Source organism: Candidatus Methylacidiphilales bacterium (assembly GCA_028713655.1).
Taxonomy (GTDB): Bacteria; Verrucomicrobiota; Verrucomicrobiia; order Methylacidiphilales; family JAAUTS01; genus JAQTNW01.
Genome location: JAQTNW010000041.1, coordinates 15290 through 32175 on the forward strand (window position 1 = coordinate 15290; position 16886 = coordinate 32175).

The 16886-nt window shown below is 54.6% G+C and carries 19 protein-coding genes; 10 read left to right on the top strand and 9 right to left on the bottom strand.

Annotated features, from left to right (window positions below):
• The first annotated feature begins 1 nt into the window (after position 1).
• The 3 genes from rsmA to PHD76_12245 all read left to right on the top strand — a co-directional run bounded on the left by rsmA (position 2) and on the right by PHD76_12245 (position 2180).
• On the top strand, positions 2–769 hold the full coding sequence (rsmA, locus tag PHD76_12235; protein ID MDD5262604.1) for a 16S rRNA (adenine(1518)-N(6)/adenine(1519)-N(6))-dimethyltransferase RsmA: 768 nt from the start codon (positions 2–4) through the stop codon (positions 767–769).
• A complete protein-coding gene (locus PHD76_12240) occupies positions 766–1293 on the top strand; it encodes an NUDIX domain-containing protein (protein ID MDD5262605.1) in 528 nt (175 codons plus the stop codon). Before rsmA ends, PHD76_12240 begins: the two co-directional genes overlap by 4 nt.
• Positions 1294–1469: 176 nt before the next feature.
• Positions 1470–2180: a response regulator gene (locus PHD76_12245; GenBank protein MDD5262606.1), complete on the top strand. Its 711-nt coding sequence runs from the start codon at positions 1470–1472 to the stop codon at positions 2178–2180.
• 13 nt (positions 2181–2193) lie between these two features.
• Here the strand turns inward: PHD76_12245 and PHD76_12250 are convergent, their stop codons facing one another.
• Positions 2194–3195, bottom strand: a complete 1002-nt coding sequence (locus tag PHD76_12250; GenBank protein ID MDD5262607.1) for a hypothetical protein — start codon at positions 3193–3195, stop codon at positions 2194–2196.
• Between the two features lie 88 nt (positions 3196–3283).
• Between PHD76_12250 and PHD76_12255 the strand changes: the two genes are divergently transcribed.
• Entirely contained in the window at positions 3284–3772 is a 489-nt protein-coding gene (locus PHD76_12255) for a hypothetical protein (protein MDD5262608.1), read from the top strand.
• Positions 3773–3894: 122 nt separating this feature from the next.
• On the opposite strand, the gene mntR is transcribed toward PHD76_12255, so the two are convergent.
• Positions 3895–4335, bottom strand: a complete 441-nt coding sequence (gene mntR / locus PHD76_12260) for a transcriptional regulator MntR (protein MDD5262609.1) — start codon at positions 4333–4335, stop codon at positions 3895–3897.
• Positions 4336–4493: 158 nt separating this feature from the next.
• Between mntR and PHD76_12265 the strand changes: the two genes are divergently transcribed.
• The 4 genes from PHD76_12265 to PHD76_12280 all read left to right on the top strand — a co-directional run bounded on the left by PHD76_12265 (position 4494) and on the right by PHD76_12280 (position 8581).
• Complete coding sequence (locus PHD76_12265) at positions 4494–5897, top strand: Nramp family divalent metal transporter (protein ID MDD5262610.1); 1404 nt, start codon at positions 4494–4496, stop codon at positions 5895–5897.
• Positions 5898–5919: 22 nt separating this feature from the next.
• Positions 5920–6345, top strand: coding sequence for a universal stress protein (locus tag PHD76_12270; GenBank protein MDD5262611.1), 426 nt, complete (start codon positions 5920–5922; stop codon positions 6343–6345).
• Positions 6346–6636: 291 nt separating this feature from the next.
• Entirely contained in the window at positions 6637–7560 is a 924-nt protein-coding gene (locus PHD76_12275) for an alpha/beta hydrolase (GenBank protein ID MDD5262612.1), read from the top strand.
• The gene (locus PHD76_12280; GenBank protein MDD5262613.1) at positions 7550–8581 is read left to right on the top strand and encodes a serine/threonine protein kinase; all 1032 of its coding nucleotides are present in this window, start codon (positions 7550–7552) and stop codon (positions 8579–8581) included. Before PHD76_12275 ends, PHD76_12280 begins: the two co-directional genes overlap by 11 nt.
• Before the next feature lie 291 nt (positions 8582–8872).
• On the opposite strand, the gene PHD76_12285 is transcribed toward PHD76_12280, so the two are convergent.
• The 7 genes from PHD76_12285 to rnhC form a co-directional block, all read right to left on the bottom strand.
• Positions 8873–9367, bottom strand: coding sequence for a hypothetical protein (locus PHD76_12285; protein ID MDD5262614.1), 495 nt, complete (start codon positions 9365–9367; stop codon positions 8873–8875).
• Positions 9368–9441: 74 nt separating this feature from the next.
• On the bottom strand, positions 9442–9660 hold the full coding sequence (locus PHD76_12290) for a hypothetical protein (protein ID MDD5262615.1): 219 nt from the start codon (positions 9658–9660) through the stop codon (positions 9442–9444).
• A gap of 88 nt (positions 9661–9748) precedes the next feature.
• Positions 9749–10054, bottom strand: a complete 306-nt coding sequence (locus tag PHD76_12295) for a glutaredoxin (GenBank protein ID MDD5262616.1) — start codon at positions 10052–10054, stop codon at positions 9749–9751.
• 271 nt (positions 10055–10325) lie between these two features.
• Complete coding sequence (aspS, locus tag PHD76_12300) at positions 10326–12095, bottom strand: aspartate--tRNA ligase (GenBank protein ID MDD5262617.1); 1770 nt, start codon at positions 12093–12095, stop codon at positions 10326–10328.
• A gap of 49 nt (positions 12096–12144) precedes the next feature.
• A complete protein-coding gene (gene hisS, locus PHD76_12305; protein ID MDD5262618.1) occupies positions 12145–13383 on the bottom strand; it encodes a histidine--tRNA ligase in 1239 nt (412 codons plus the stop codon).
• Between the two features lie 32 nt (positions 13384–13415).
• Positions 13416–13745 carry an integration host factor subunit beta gene (locus PHD76_12310; GenBank protein ID MDD5262619.1) on the bottom strand — a complete coding sequence of 110 codons (330 nt, stop codon included), beginning with the start codon at positions 13743–13745 and terminating at the stop codon, positions 13416–13418.
• Positions 13746–13945: 200 nt separating this feature from the next.
• The gene (rnhC, locus tag PHD76_12315) at positions 13946–14869 is read right to left on the bottom strand and encodes a ribonuclease HIII (GenBank protein ID MDD5262620.1); all 924 of its coding nucleotides are present in this window, start codon (positions 14867–14869) and stop codon (positions 13946–13948) included.
• Between rnhC and mutY the strand changes: the two genes are divergently transcribed.
• Positions 14868–15908: an A/G-specific adenine glycosylase gene (gene mutY, locus PHD76_12320; GenBank protein MDD5262621.1), complete on the top strand. Its 1041-nt coding sequence runs from the start codon at positions 14868–14870 to the stop codon at positions 15906–15908. The two genes, rnhC and mutY, sit on opposite strands and share 2 nt — an antisense overlap.
• Before the next feature lie 69 nt (positions 15909–15977).
• Positions 15978–16169 carry a hypothetical protein gene (locus PHD76_12325; GenBank protein MDD5262622.1) on the top strand — a complete coding sequence of 64 codons (192 nt, stop codon included), beginning with the start codon at positions 15978–15980 and terminating at the stop codon, positions 16167–16169.
• Positions 16170–16886: the final 717 nt, after the last annotated feature.

The window sequence follows — 16886 nt, forward strand, 5'->3', positions numbered from 1 at the left end:
CATGACTCTGACCGAAATCAAACAAGCCCTGGCAGCAAACCATTTGCGCCCGTTGAAAAGCCTCGGGCAAAATTTTCTTTTTGACCAAAACATCTGCCGCCAAATTGTGGCCTGGTTGAATCCCGAACCCGGTTCGGCGGTCGTCGAAATCGGACCGGGCCTGGGAGCGCTGACGGAGTTGTTGCTCGACCTGGATATCGGCCTCACCGTGCTGGAAATCGACAAGGGATTGGCCGCTTATTTGCGCCAAAAATTCCATCGCTTCGACAATTTCAAGCTGGCCGAGGGCGACGCCGTTGAAACATTGCACACAGTTCCCTCCGCCTCGTGTGTGATAGGAAATTTGCCCTATAATGTTTCAACCCCCTTGCTGGTTTCCATGCTGGAACTGGACCCTCTGCCCCGGCATTGCGTTTTCATGCTGCAAAAGGAACTCGCGCAACGCCTTGCGGCGGCACCCCACAGCAAGGAATACGGCGCCGTCTCCATTCTGATCCAGTCCTATTACTCAATCGAGACCCTCAAGTCGCTGAAAAGCAATGTGTTTTTTCCCGCGCCGGAAATTGATTCTGTCGTCCTGCGCATGGATCTGAAACCCGGCACGCCCGGTTTCAGCCCGGAGGAGAGGCGGGCTTTTTACGCTCTGGTGCGGCGCGGTTTTTCCCAGCGCCGGAAAAAACTTCGCAACCTGATTGAACTGGATTCCGACAGGCGGGCCGAGGAGCTTTCGGTGTCTGAATGGCAGGAGCTTTACCGGAAACTGAAATGAAAACGGAAGAGCTCTTTGACATCGTCGATGAAAATGATGAAGTCATCGGCTCCGCGCCGCGCTCGGAAGTCCATGCCAAGGGGCTGCGTCACCGGGCCGCCCACATCTGGGTCTTCAATTCCAAAGGCGAAGTGCTGATCCAGTTGCGTTCGCCTCAAAAGGACCGCCACCCCTCCACCTGGGATTCCTCGGCAGCCGGCCATGTGGACAGCGGCGAAAACTATGACACGGCGGCGGCGCGTGAAGTCATCGAGGAACTCGGCATTCGCGATGCGGGGCCTTTGCGGGAAATCGGCTATGTTCGCGCCTGCAACTCCACAGGACAGGAATTTGTCAAAGTCTATCAAACCACGCACGAAGGCCCCTTTCGCCCCTGCCCTGTTGAGATCGACCGGGTTCGATGGATCTCACCCGGCGAACTTGAAAAATGGATGGAAGAAAAGCCCGGAGAATTTGCGCCAGCCTTGCCTTATCTGTGGAATTTGTTAAGGATAAAGGATTCCGAAACAACCCAATTGGACTAATCGCCCGGACGGCGACTGATTTGCCACTTGCGTCCCATCGCTTTGTTTTATAATTATTTCAATCATTCAGAATCTGTGCCAGCATGCGACATCCGCCAACGAAAAAACCCCTGCGCCGCGAATCCCGAAGGGGCCATGGCAAGAAGCCGGCTCACAGTTTTCGACGGACTTCCAATATGGAGAACAATACGGATAGAAAAAAGGTGATCCTGGTCGTCGATGACCAGGAAAATATCACTAAATTTCTTTGCCGGGCCATCCAGCAACGGTTCAAGACCGTTGAAACAGTCGGACTGTACGACGGTTACGATGCGCTGAATTGGTTGGGGGACAACACGCCCGACATCGTCATCACAGATCTTCGCCTGCCCCGTTATGGGGGGCTGGAAATCATCATGAATACCATCAGCCGCGCGCCGCGTACGCCGATTTTTGTAATGTCCGCAGCCGCCTTGCTTGAAGAAATCCAACAGATGATGGGCGGACTGGACTGCATCCGGTTTTATGCCAAGCCATTTTTGGTGGAGAAAATGCTGGCGGACCTGGAAGACCTGTTGATCGGCGATCCCGACAGCGTGATTCAAGGCATCAGCCAAATCAGCCTGCTGCAGGTCATCAAGCTGGAAGACAAAACCTGCCGCCTCGATTTTGAGCAGGACGGTGTCTCCGGACGCATGTATTTTCTGCTTGGGGAATTAATGCGGGCCGAGGTGGGCGATTTGCAGGGGCCCGAGGCATTTTTCCACATGATGGCGTTCAGGAAGCCGAAGATCAACGTGTACGACAACACCAAAACCCGCACCACGAATGTGCATGAAACCATTGAAAACCTTTTGATCGAGCACTGCCGGAGGCTGGATCAGCCGGAAGATACCCCGGCGGCATGATCCGGCGCTTTGATCACTCTGCGGATTTGCCGAAAAAATATTTCCGCACCCAAAGCACATAACCGATCCAGACCAGAAATCCGAAACCCAACATGGCCGTATAGGCGGGGGATTTGAAGAAGAGATCAAGACTGTGCGGTATCAAAGCATCCGGCATTCCCATCAAGCGGTACATTTCGGAAAAATCGATTCTATGGAAGGTAACCACTCCCGATAGGCCGAAGAAGGCGTAAATCAGCAATGTACCGGCCCATGCCCATTTTTGCAGCCGGTAAAGCCCGCAGGCAAGCGCGAGCGCAACCACGGTGATGAAAGCCCAGATGGCCGCGCCGGCTGCTCCATGAAAAATGACGCCGAAAATCGGGATAATGAATGAATAGCAGGCAATCCACGGAAGGCTGAACAACGCACAGGCATTCAGCAGCACCAGAGCCAAAACGGGAAGCGGGCAGGCATCCGTCCAGCTCGGCGCCGGATTCCGGGTTTCACAGGTCCGCTTCACATCTTTTCCGCGGTACACCAGGACCAGGGCCCCGGGTATGACAACATAGATGAAGAAACTGAACAGGGCGCTAAACCCGAGGATGAAATAAATCATGGCTTCGGGAATTTGAACCTTGCTTCCGGATTGGGCCTGCGCCTGCGACATGGACTCCATCATCAAACTTTTCATTGCGCCAAAACCCAGGATAAAAAACAGGGCCGAAAACACTCCCATCACCAGGCCCATCCATCCCAGGATAAGAAGCAACGCACGCGCCCAGCGTTTGGCCAGAATGGAGCCGACACCCAGCCAGATGGCCCCGGCACCGAGCAACAAATAAAGGAAAATCGGGGCGATCATCATTTTCATGGGATAAACCGGAGTATGCGGGCTGTATCGGGCGGCCACCTGTCCGAGCAGCATCAACGGGACAAACAAGAGACAAATCGCCCCCCCGGCGATTTCAAGGGCGCCGAAAACTGTCAGCAGGGTTTTCTGATCTTTGAAAGAACCATCGGGGAGGGAATTCATACCGGAACCTTGGACAAAATACCGTGGAATAAAAGCACAAACCGGCCTTGTCACTCCACAGTTACTACGCATAGTGGCCAGTCTGCTTATGCATGCTTTTGAAATTTGGAACACCTTGTCGAAAGAACTCAATCACGAGATCCTGCAAGCCGCTTATTTGCATGAAAAACGGCTGTACCGGCATGTCGTACAGGATTTGTGCGAGGCCTTGCGCAAGCGCCCGCAGGCCATCCTTGAAATGCCCCGGGAAGCGCGCCATGAATTGTTCAAACCGCTGCTCGCGTTGCCCCAATTTAACACACTGGGCTCAAATCTAATCATCCATTGGCTGGGCTCGGCCCATACGCCCATGCTGGCCCTTTTTCTGGATACAGTCGGCGTGGCTCACGACGGCAAGGGCTGTGCCGAATCCTTCCCGAAGGAAGTGGAATCCTCCCGTCTGGAAAAAGCCTGTGCAACGCTTTACGAAAAATATCCGGCGGAACAGGTGTCCCTGTATCTGAATTTATTCCCTGGCATCACAGGCACAGCCTGGGCCGGGCTGGAAAAACACATCCGGAAAAAACAACTTGGTTGAACCACGAAGACACCAAGACACGAAGTTTTTCTGAATTCCTCCTCCTCACTTCTCCGCACCCTGCGGCTTCCTGACCTCCATAGCCTTTGGCGACGGAGGTTGCGGTGAAAACTTTTGGCTTCTCAATTCCGGCGCGCTGGCCTGCGTTTCATGGCGAATATTTTCTTTAGCTCCTGCGGATGGCGTGCCCAGTATTCGACCAGGCGCTCCACCTTTTCCAGGCTTTCGGAACTGAGGTGGTGCTCGATCCCCTCGACGTCGCGGGCGATGATGTTGCGGTCCAGTTCCATGAGGGTGAAAAATTCGGTGAGAATGACGTGGCGGCGCTGGATGCGGCGCGCGATTTCACGCCCTTTGGCCGTCAGAGCCAGGCCCCGGTATTTTTCATAGCGCAGGAAGCCCAGTTTATCGAGGCGCTGCACCATGATCGAAACGCTGGACCGGCTCAGGTTCAGGGCGGACGCAATGTCGGAGACACGGGCATAGCCCTTGATCTCGATGAGTTCGTAGATCCGCTCCAGGTAATCCTCGACGCTTTGCGAAATGCTTTTTTCAGCGGGCATAGGGATTCACTTATATCAGATTCTTATCCGTGGTTAAAAACATGTTTTCCGGTTTGCGATCCGGTCAAAGTTTGTATCCTTTTACAGAGTTTGTCTAATCAAACTTTTCTTGACTCTCCAGCCGCCTGTGTGCAGTTTCATGATGTTCAAAATTTCTTATGCCCCACACCAAACCTGCAGTTGAAGTAAAGATCGAACCCGGCTGGCGCAAACCGGCGGGACAGGCCTCTCTGTCGGAAGTTCATCGCAGCGTTGTCATTCCGACGACGGCTTCTTTCTGGCGTAAACTATTCGCATTCTCCGGTCCGGGCTTCCTTATCGCAGTCGGTTACATGGATCCAGGCAATTGGGCGACCGACCTTGCCGGTGGCGCACAGTTTGGATACACGCTGCTTTCCGTTGTCATGATCTCCAATCTCATGGCGATTCTGCTCCAGCACTTGTCCATCAAACTCGGCGTCGCCACCGGGCGCGATCTGGCGCAGGCCTGCCGCGACCATTACTCGACTCCGGTCGTCTGGTTCCTTTGGATACTTTCAGAAATCGCCATCGGAGCCTGTGATCTGGCGGAAGTCGTCGGTTCGGCCATCGCCCTGCAATTGCTCTTCGGCATCCCTCTGGTCTGGGGTTGCGTCATCACAGCCGTGGATGTGATCGCCGTGCTGTTTTTGCAAACCAGGGGGTTTCGTTATGTTGAAGCGCTGGTCATCACGCTGATCGCAACCATCGCCACCTGCTTCTCGGTGGAACTGTTCCTTTCCAAACCTCATGTCGGACCCATGCTTCTCGGTTTCATTCCAAGCCCGGAAATTTTAAAAAATCAAAACATGCTCTACGTCGCCATCGGCATCATTGGCGCGACGGTCATGCCGCATAATCTTTACCTGCACTCTTCCATCGTCCAAACACGCAAGTTTGAGCAAAACCCCGAAGGCAAACGCGAGGCCATCAAGTTCGCGACGATTGATTCAACCGTCGCCCTCATGTTCGCCCTGCTCGTCAACGGCGCGATCCTCGCGCTTGCGGCGGCGGCGTTTCACTGGTCAGGGCATCAGGATGTCGCGGAAATCCAGGACGCCTACAAATTATTGAGTCCGCTGCTCGGCGTGAGCGGGGCCGGTATTTTATTTGCCGTTGCACTGCTGGCCTCGGGACAAAATTCCACGTTGACCGGCACGCTGGCGGGACAAGTTGTGATGGAAGGTTTTGTGAACATTCGTCTTCGCCCATGGCTTCGCCGCTTGATCACGCGGCTCATTGCCATCGTTCCGGCGGTTTGCGTAATTGGATTTTTTGGCGAAAGCAAAACCACCGAATTGCTCGTGGCCAGCCAGGTTGTGTTGTCCATGCAACTTGGGTTTGCCGTGTGGCCGCTGATCCAGTTCACCAGTGAAAAGGCCAAGATGGACGGACTCGCAAACCCGCTCTGGCTCAAAATTCTCGGCTGGACGACCGCCGCCATCATCATCATCCTGAACATGAAGCTGCTTTTTGACACCTTCATGCCGAATTCGGTGCTGAAGCCGTTTTACGGATTTTTCGGTCTGCCGGGTCCGGGATAGCTCAGCGCTGGAAAGGATTGTTATGTATCATAAAATTCTAGTCCCACTCGAAAACACCGCAGCGGACCAAACCATCCTGAACCATGTCCGGCGCCTCGCCAAAATGACAGGAGCCAGGCTTTTGTTCCTTCATGTGGCCGACGGCTGGGTGGCCCGCAATTACGAACAGTTGAAGCTGGCCGAAAGCGAGGAGATCAAGCAGGACAGGGCCTATCTTGAGAAACGGGTGAAGGAATTCAAGGGCAAGGGTTTTCGTGCAAGCGCCATCTTGGGCATGGGAGAACCGCCCGATGAAATTGTGCGGGTGGCATTGGAACAAAAAGTGGACTTGATCGCCATGTCAACCCACGGCCACCGCTTTATCAGCGATGTCCTGTACGGAAACACCGCCGACAAAGTCCGGCACCTGGTCAATATCCCGGTGCTGTTGCTCAAGGTTAAAAAGTAAGATTTAACGCAAAGGGCATAAGTCGCAAAGCCGCAGGAAGAACAAAACAATTGTTTGTTGGCCACGAAAGAACACAAAGATCGCAAAACGAAAGCTGAAATGAAATTTGTAAAAATTATAGGGGATTGCTCTTTGGGTTCTTTGTGATCTTTTGTGGCAAGTCAGATTTCGAACCTTGCTGACATTGAGTACGCTGCAGAAGTATTGCGGCTTCGGCTCGCGACGCATGTCGGGGTTCGCGGTTAAAATCTTTTTCGTTTCGTCCTTGTTGAAGGCTGCTACCTTTACCCCATGCGCCTTTTATCCCGCTATTTCAAATGCCTCCTCGCCCTCGGGCTGTTTTTCCTGCTGGTGGCCGGCGGCGTCCTCTATTTCCTGTCCGACCTGCTCTCGGACATGGGTACCCAAATCCCCCCTGCGGCGCGCCCGGCAATCACCCCTTCGCGCATCGGCCTGGCCTTTGAAACAGTCAACCTGCATACCCGCGACGGCGTGAATTTGGACGGCTGGTGGTTTCCAAAAGGATCGGATTCCGGAAAACCGGTGGTCCTGGTATTGCACGGTTTCGGCGCGGCCAAGGAACACATGATTAATTACATGTTACTGGCGCAGCAATACGGCTATCCGGCCATGGCTATTGACTTTCGCGGCCATGGCGACAGCGACCCAAGCCTTTGCAGCTTCGGCTTCCATGAGCAGGATGATGTCCAAAGCGCCCTCGATTTTCTGGCCGAGAAAGGACAAAAGCGGGTCTGCCTCTGGGGCACTTCCATGGGCGCCGTTACCGCCATCCTGACGGCAGCCAAGCATCCGCCCCAGGTTTGCGGGGTCATCGCCGATGCCCCGTTTGACACGCTGCACAACAGCATTGTGCATCACGCCCGGCTCTTTTACGGCCTGCCTGAATTTCCCCTCATCACCCTGGCTTTCCCGCGCATAGAGCAGAAAGCTCATTACCACATCCGCGATGTAAATCCCGCCGCCGCGCTTTCCCAGGTACAGATTCCCATTTTCTTTCTGGCCGCTCAAAACGACCAACGCATGCCCGTACCGCTGGTGCGCTCCCTCTATGAAAAGGCCGCCGAGCCCAAAAAATGGTATGTCATCCCCGGTGTGGGCCATGAATTCCGCCGCTTTGAACCCGAATTCCAACAGCAGATTGTCACCTTCCTGGATACACTGAACCAGCCGGCCCTCAGTTCTCATGCCCCCTAAAAAATCATCCGGCTCCGCGTGGGGCGACAAAGAAACCCGCTTCTTCTACGGCCTCACTCCCGATCAAATCCTGGATGCCGTGGAAACCTTCGGGTTCCGCTGCACGGGCCGCTGCCTGCCCCTCAACAGCATGGAAAACCGCGTGTACGACGTGGGGATCGAGATCGCGCAAAATTCCGGTCCGGAGGATGCGGCGCTTTCCGCCAAGGTTGCAAAGTTTTACAGACCGGGCCGCTGGACACAGGAACAAATCCTCGACGAGCATCGCTTTCTGTTCGACCTGGAAGCGGACGAACTTTCCGTCGTACCGCCGCATCGCGACGGCAAGGGCGAATCCCTGCACCGAATGGAGGAAGCCGGAATCTGGTATGCGGTTTTTCCCCGCATCGGAGGCCGCAATCCGGACGAACTTTCTGACGTTCAACTGGAGCGCATTGGCCGACTCCTCGCGCGCCTGCACAACACCGGCGAAAAAAGCACAAAAAATTCACGCCTCGCTCTGGATATCGAAACCTATGGGTGGAAAAATCTGGACTATCTGGAGAGCAGCGGCGCACTGCCCGAAGACATTTCCCCCGATTATCACGAGGCGGTGGAACAGATTTGCGAGGAAGCGGAACCGCTTTTTCAGGAAGTGCGCATACAACGGATCCACGGCGACTGCCATCTCGGCAACCTGCTTTGGCGTATCGATACGCCCTACCTTGTTGATTTCGACGACATGGTCACAGGGCCCTGCGTGCAGGACATCTGGCTGCTGACACCGGGGCGCGATGCGGAATCGCTCCGGCAACGGGAGATCCTGCTAGGCGGGTACGAAGCCATGCGCAGCTTCGATCCTTATGAGCTGGCTTTGGTGGAACCGTTACGCGCGCTGCGCTACGTGCATTTCAGCGCCTGGGTCGCCAAACGCTGGAAAGATCCCGCCTTCCCGAAGGCATTCCCCCACTTCACAGATCGCAACTACTGGCGGGATCAATTGCTCGACCTGCGCGAATGTTTGGAATGGATGGAACGGTGAAGCTCCCTTTATCCCCCTGATAAGGGGGTTTGCGTTTGTTGCCCGCGAAACACGCGAAAATCACGAAAGGAAAGCGAGAACACTTTTATCCGCAGATTACACAGATTAACGCGGATGGAAACGGGTATGGGCATGAGCAATCCCAAAGGGATTGAGGCCTCCAGCCCAAGGTTGTCCCGCGCAGCGGGGCTACCTTGGGTATGTGTTCGGAAATAAAAACAACCTCAACGAGGTTGTGGCTGCTTTTATATCGATGAGAGCCGATTGGCCGCAACCACGTTGTTCAATATTTTAATATAGTTCGCCCGGCGGTATTTTTAAATCCGCTAGATCAAGCAAGTATTTTGCTACTTTTCCCAAGGCTTTTTTGTGTTCTTCGGTCTTATCCTCAAATGGAATTTGACACTCAAAACCAATTGTAAATGTATTTTGAGTAATTCTGAGCGAGAGAAATGAGCCATCTAACATGCTCCTTTTGGGGTTCTCTAGAAACGCTTTCCTTAAATTTTGATCGTTAAATAATTTGATAAGAGGGAGAAGATCCTGTTCAGATATAATCTTAACAAAATGATCCTTTTTAGGATTTGCTTCCGGATCAGACTTTTGTGAAATAACATCTGTATTTAACGCAATCCTACCTTCTGAAGTGCGCAGAATAGTTTGCTTAATAACACCATTGAATGAGCGCCAATACTCAAGTTCAAATGTAGTGACAGTGCTTATCTCTTGGGCATTACCAGCGGACAGTGAAAATACACCGATCAGTATTGCGAAGATAATTTTCATCCCAACGTCTATTTGAGGGAATCTGCCCAGCCTAAAATCGTCTCGAACTACCCCCGAGACGTCGCGTGGTGTTTTCACGCCGCCAGAACTTCATCCCGAACGAAGTGGAGCCGGATCACCTTGGGCATGGGACCGGGAACCGTATCGCCAAAATGGCAATGTACCGCGTCTTTGACCATCTCGCGCAGTTCTTCCAAGGTATCCCCTTGGGTTGAGATGGCGTGACCCAGAGCCGTAGCCACATAACCTCCATCCACCTCGTCTTCTGTCACCTCGAAAATGATCTCGCTCATGGAGGTAATTTACGGGATTACCGGCGTCGTGGCAAGCGTTCCCCATTTATGGGATGCAGCGACCTTCGTGTAAAAATCTGTGCTTTTTTTAATGCCCGGAACAGCCGCAGCCGGGGGCGGGAGCGACATCCTTGTCGGTCGGGGAGACAACGCCGTTCTTCAACAGCCACGCTTCCACTTCTTCACCGCTGACGTCAGCCAGCATCTGGCCGTTGATTTCAACACAGGGCGAAAGTTCCTGGCGGCTTTTCTGGATCATTTCCATGCGCTGGGCGGGGTCGCCGATGATGTCGCGATCCTCATATTCCAAATTGTACTTTTCAAAAACGGCGCGTACGCCGTTGCTCCAGCCGCAGCGTTGCTTTAAATAGGCGACTACCTTGGGTTTGCTCATGGTCGTGTTTTCCTTTAAAATTTGCATAGGGACAAGATGGCCTAATAATTGGATTTGGCAAGGAAGGCTAAAAACATTTTTTAACCACGGATGGACACGGATAAACACAGATGGAAGGCATTTGAACCACGAACAGCACGAAAATCACGAACGAAGATTAGGCACGAACTCCGACATACGTCGCGAGCGGGAACGCGCAAGATTCGAAAAATAGAGCGGGAATTTCTGTTTTCCTTCTGAATTCTGCATTCTGAATTCAGACTTCTTCTTCCTACTCCCGGATCTGAATATAAAGGTCCCTTAACTGTTTGGGTTCGACTTCCCCCGGCGCCTGGCTCATGAGGTCCATGCCTTTGTTGTTCTTGGGGAAGGCAATCACGTCCCGGATGCTCTGGGAACCGGTCAGAATCGCCACCAGACGGTCCAAGCCCAGCGCAATGCCGCCATGCGGAGGCGCGCCATAACGCAAGGCCTGGATCATGTACCCAAACCGCGACTCGGCAATTTCCCTGGGAATTTTCAGCAGTTCGGTGAAAAGCTTTTGCTGCACGTCGGGCTGGTGGATACGAATGCTGCCACCGCCCAGTTCAACACCGTTGAGCACCAGATCATAATGCTGGCCGCGCACCGCGTGCGGATCGCTGTCGAGCTTCGGAATGTCCTCCGCCACGGGTGAAGTAAACGGATGATGGGTGGCGATGAAACGCTGCGCGTCCTTGTCGTAGCTGAGCAGCGGGAAATCCACCACCCAATGAAAATCAAAAATGTCCTTCTTCACCAGCTTGCCTGCTTTTTCCAACAGTTCGGCGCATTTGAGCCGGATCTGGCCCAGCACCTCGCACGCGGAGAGCCAGGCGTCGGCCCCGAACAAAATAAGGTCCCCATCCTCGATGTTGAGTTTGGATTGCAAGGCCTGCTTTTCGGCGTCGGAGAAAAATTTCACAATCGGCGATTTCCACTGGCCGCCCTCCACCTTGATCCAAGCCAGGCCTTTCGCGCCCTGCGCCTTGGCGAGCTCGGTCAATTCCTCAATCTGCCCGGTCGTAATCACAGCCAGGCCTTTTGCGTTGATGGCCTTGACCACCCCGCCGCCATCGACCGTGCCGCGAAAAACCTTGAATGTGCTCTGGCGAAAATCTTCCGTCAAATCCGCCAGCTTCATGTCAAAGCGGCGGTCCGGCTTGTCGATGCCGTAGTTATCCAACGCCTCGCGAAATGTGATGCGCGGGAGCGGCAGGCTGACTTCAACTCCCAAAACCTTTTTCCAGACCGCGGCGACCATTCCTTCGATCAACCGGTAAATGTCTTCCCGCTGGATGAAGGACATTTCCAAATCGATCTGGGTGAATTCCGGCTGCCGGTCGGCGCGCAGGTCCTCGTCGCGGAAACATTTGGCGATCTGGTAATAACGCTCCACTCCCGCCACCATCAGGAGCTGCTTGTATTGCTGGGGCGACTGGCTCAGGGCGTAAAATTTCTTCGGGTTTAGACGCGACGGGACCAAAAATTCACGCGCGCCCTCCGGCGTGCTTTTGAACAGCACCGGCGTCTCGATTTCCAGAAATCCCTGACCGTCCAGATAATCCCGGACCGCCTTCGTCGCCTGATGCCGCACCCGCAGATTGCGGGCCATCTTCGGGCGGCGCAGGTCGAGATAACGGTACTCCAGGCGCAGGTCTTCATTCACCGATTCCTCCTCAAGCGGGAACGGAGGCGTTTCGGAAGCATTCAAAATCTCAAGCTTGCCCGCAGCGAGTTCGACGTCCCCGGTGCCAAGGTTTTTGTTTTCCGTCCCGGTGAGTCGCGCAACCACCTCACCTGTGACCTGAATGACAAACTCGCTCCGCAACGTATGGGCTATTTCCGAAACTTCGGGCTGCAACTGGGGATTGAAAACCACCTGCGTGATGCCTTCGCGGTCCCGCAAATCGATGAAAATCACGCCGCCGTGATCGCGGCGGGAATGCACCCAGCCGGCGAGCACCGCTTGCTTGCCAATGTCGCTTTTTCGCAGCTCGTTACAATGATGAGTCCGTTGCATAATCCAAAACCTTTACTCCACTATCTTGTCCGCGTTCCGGCTCTTCAGCTCAACAGCCGGTCGGAACCAGCGCCGTGACTTTTCCTTCCTTCACATCCGGCCGCACGGTCACCTGCTCGCGCGTGGCCAGGGTTTTCAGCCCGCAAACGCCGTCCTGCGCGTATTCCTGCCCCACCACAAGGGCATGGCGATGGCCGCGTTCCTCGGCGGACTGAAATTGCTTGCCGACTTTAGAGGGCGAGAGCGGATAGTCAACGCGATAGCCGCCCGCCCGCAGTTCCGAAACCAGCTTCAAGGCAGCCGGGCGCAGGGACTCGTCGGCGATGACCAGATAATAGGAGTCCGCGGGTTCCGACACATCGGCCAGCCCCTTGTCTTTCAGAAGCTCCGTAATGACGACATCCCCCATGCCGAATCCGATGGCGGGCAGGTTTTCACCCGAGATCAAGCCGATCAGGTTGTCGTAACGCCCGCCGCCGGCGATGGCCCGGAATTTTCCGGACCGGTCATGCACTTCAAACACCACGCCGGTGTAATAGGCCAGGCCCCGCACAATGCGCAAATCAACCGCCACGGCATCCGCCAACCCTAACGCTTCGGTATGTTTCAACAGCGTGTCGAGCCGTTCGCTGCGGGCCCCCTGCTCCAACAGGGCAAGGGTCTTGTCCGCCAGAGCGCCCAGCTTTTTCCGCGTTTCTTCCGGCGGGTCGCGGTCGATTTTGTCCAAGGCCTGGTAAAATTCGTACGTCTTTTCCTCCGGCACGCCGTTTTGTTCCAGGAACGAACGCCAGAATTCGCGGTCGCTCACGCGGATGACATAATCCTTCCGGCTCAATCCCAAAGCCCGCAGGGAATGATCGAGCAAGGCCAGCAGCTCGGCCTCGGCTGCGAGCGATTCCTCGCCCATGATATCGCAGTTCCACTGGAAATGTTCGCGCAGCCTTCCGCGCTGGGCGCGTTCGTAACGAAACACCTGGGGAATGGCAAACCACTTCAACGGCTTTTTGTAATCGCGGTGCTTCGCTCCCGCAAGCCGGGCCAGCGTGGGTGTGATCTCAGGGCGCAACGCCACTTCCCGCCCGCCCTTGTCCACAAAATGATACAACTGGGCGACAATTTCATCCCCTGACTTTTTTTTGTAGAGATCGAGCGGCTCCAGAGGAGGGCCGTCGTATTGGGAAAAACCAAACGCGCGCGCGCTGTCTTTCCATGCCTGGAAAATGCGCTCCCGCAAACGGCAGTCTTCCGGGTAAAAATCACGAAAACCGGATAAGCTCTGAAACGACATGGAGATAAAGGGCCGAAGTTGCCCCGCCTGAATCAGGCAGCCTTGCCGCTGCCGTCTGTGATTAGCTTTTGCGAAAGCTGGGCCACTTTGGCCTTCATTTCCTTGCCCGGCTTGAATTTGACGACCGCACGGGGCGGAATGGGCACATCGCTCTGGGGTTTATTGGGATTCCGGCCGACGCGGGCCTTGCGGAGTTTGATCTCAAACACGCCGAAGTTCCTCAGCTCCACGGTCTTACCGAGGGCGAGGCTTTCGGTCAGATAGTCCAATGTCTTCTGAATGACGTTCAGGACATCCTGCTGGACCATTCCGGTCTCATTGCTGATCCGGATCACTAAATCCCGTTTGGTTAAATTTGCCATGATGTTTCTGTGGTTGAATCACTTAGGAACAAATGGAACGGGAAGCAAGCAATTATTTTGCCTAAATTAGCCCGGATGCCTCACGCGCTTCTGAAAACCTGCAGAGTGTCTTGCCGAAAGGCCAAGCGGAAATAGGGATGCACCCACATCCGGGCTGGAGATTCGGATCGGAATCCATGACTGGCATTAGACATGGCCAATCACTTGATAACGGCCCTTCCCGTTATTTCCCCAAAAGTTTTAAAGTGTTCCTTGGCAATTTTCCTCAGCCCGGCTTCGCCATGTTGCGCGAAAATTTCCCGGCCCTGGGCTTTGACCGCATCGCCCGCGCCCTTCAATAACTCGCGTTCCAGTGGTTCTCCCAATTTTTCCAACCCTTTCAAAAATGCCGACCGAGCCAGGATGGAAGCGGCCGCAACCGCGATGTCAGCCTCCGCCTTGGTTCTTTGTTCCAGCCGGATCGATATTTTTTTCCGGTTCAACTGGTTTTGCAGCACCTGCGGGTAGGCAAACTGGTCGGACAACGCACGCGGGCAGCCGGGCACTTTCGCCGCCAGATTTTCAATCACCTTGGCATGTCCCCAGGCCAGCATCTGGTTCAGGTTGCGAAATTTGCCGTAGAGCTCGTTGTATTTTTCCGGAAAAATCGCCACCACCTCGCAATTTTTTCCGACGATCTTTCGAATCTGGTCCGCCAAATCATGGGCGCGTTTGGCGCTTGTAATCCGCTTGCTGTCCTTGATGCCCGCATCCAATAATTGCCTGGCGCTGATTTTTCCAACATAGGCGCCCGCAATGACGAGGGGGCCAAAAAAATCGCCCTTGCCTGCCTCATCAATTCCGAAATGAGGCTCAAACATTTCCGGGTTTAATTCTTCCTCATACCCGAGCCGAGCCTCTTCCAGCACGAACGGTTCCAGATAAAATTCAATGAATTCCTTCGCACCCTTGCCCTGCAGCACCAGTTTGCCGCTCTCATAATACTGGATGCTGCACTTGGCCTTGGCCGCGCGAAAGTGGCCGTAGGGCAGCGCCTCAAATTCAAAACTTTGCTCCTGCAGCAGGGCCTTGAGCTTCTTGCCTTGCGCCGGGCTGATGCTGTACGTAAAGCTCGCCGGATCCATGCGAGAGCACGATAAACACCGATTGCCAAAGATCGATGCCAAAATCCGCCGCGCCTTTCACGAGCGGCTGGCGGCCTGGTATCGGAACAATCAGCGCCCCCTGCCCTGGCGGGAAAATTCCGGCGCGTATGCCGTGGCCATTTCGGAATTCATGTGCCAGCAAACCCAGATCGCCACCGTCCTGCCCTACTATGCGCGCTGGATGAAATCCTTTCCCGACTGGCGGGAACTGGCCGCCGCATCCGAGGACAAGGTCCTGAAACATTGGGAGGGGCTTGGCTATTACAACCGCGTACGCAACCTCCACAAACTGGCAAAAACCGTCGTCCGCGACTTCAACGGCGTTCTGCCTTCCGAACTGGAAACACTCCGCTCGCTGCCGGGCATCGGCCCGTACACCGCCGGCGCCATTGCCTCCATCTCCTTCAACCAGCGGGCCGCCGTTCTGGACGGGAATGTGGAACGGGTGCTCAGCCGCGTGTTCAACCTGCCCTGGAATGTTACCCGGCCCGCTGTAAAAAAACTGCTTTGGCAACTCTGCGAAAGCCTGATGCCTGACAACCATTACGGCGCCCACAATCAGGCGCTCATGGAATTGGGGGCCTTGGTCTGCTCGCCTCATTCACCGCAATGCCTGCTTTGCCCGCTGAATGCTGTGTGCCGGGTTTCCGACCCCGAATCGCGCCCGGTCAAAACCAGGACCTCCATCACGCGTGAAAAACAGGAAGTCGCCGTGTTGGTTACCGGCAAGAAAATCTGGTTGCTGGATCCCTCAATGCCCGGACGCTGGAAAGGTTTTTACCGGCTGCCGTTGTTTGACGAATCAATCATGGAGAAAAAAGTTCACATCGGGCGGGTTGCGTATTCCATCACCCGTTTCCGGGTGGAAGCGGACGCCTGGACCGCCAAGTGGAAAAAGCGCGTTTCGCTAAAAGGCCGCTGGGTTTCAGGTAAAGCTCTGGATCAAATCTCGCTCCCCGCGCCACACCGAAAAATCATCGGCCTTTGGCTGAAATCAGTGACCGGCGCGCGCAAATGAATCGGAGAGATTTGAGCGCCCCTTGGCTTTGATATTTGGGTAGGCCGGGTTTTCCCACGTTGTTCACTCGTGAGGCATATCGGAGTTGCCCTGTCCTGGCTCTCGCCCTACAGCAAGCGCAAGGGCCGTGTGATACTGGAAATGGACGAAAAGTCGTTCTACGGGCTGTTGCATGGCATTTGCGAGCGTTCCAAGGCGGAAGACAGCGGCAAGCCCGAAGCCATGACAGGGCCTAACTCTTTAGATAGCTGCAGTACGTGATCGCAAACCAGCGCATACGGAGGCATGAAGTTGCGCGGGGAAGCCGGACGGAAGCTGTGCTTCAAGAGTCGCAAGGGCAGTTTCGGCCTCTGCGGCTACTTCCTCAAGTGCGGTGCGAGCCATATGTCTTGGCTCCAACCCTTGGAACGGGGAACAATTCGAAACTCCAAATCAAGAGCAGCCAAAACGGCCAGGATCGTTTCAATCCTGGTTGCCGGATTGCCGTTCTCGATGAGGGAAATGGTTTCCTGGCGCAGCCCTGCCTTGGTTCCCAAGGCGCTTTGACTTAGGCCGCATTTCTTACGCATGCGTCGGATCAGATTCCCGATCTGTTTTGGATCACGAGCTAAATTGCTCATAAGGGAAAACATGTCCTAAAGCCGATAAAATGCCAATATCGGAAATGGCACATAAAATGGAATTATGCGCTGAACGCTATAATACTAAATTATCGGAAGTGACGCACAGTCTGTGCCGTTTCCCTGACTTCAGAAGCTTCTGGCGGGCGACGTGCTCCGCACGGCGCGTGACAGAAGGAATCGCGCAGCGATTAGAGCAGTTGCAGCCTATCACCTGATTATTCCTTTATTTTTAATCCCAATCTGTGTGTAAGCCGACAGAAAATTTAATCCGGTGGGCGTAACTGTCGTTCGCTGTGGACTCCACCGAACCTCCAATGCCAAAAACCTGAGCGACACTAATACCAGCTCCCGCCTT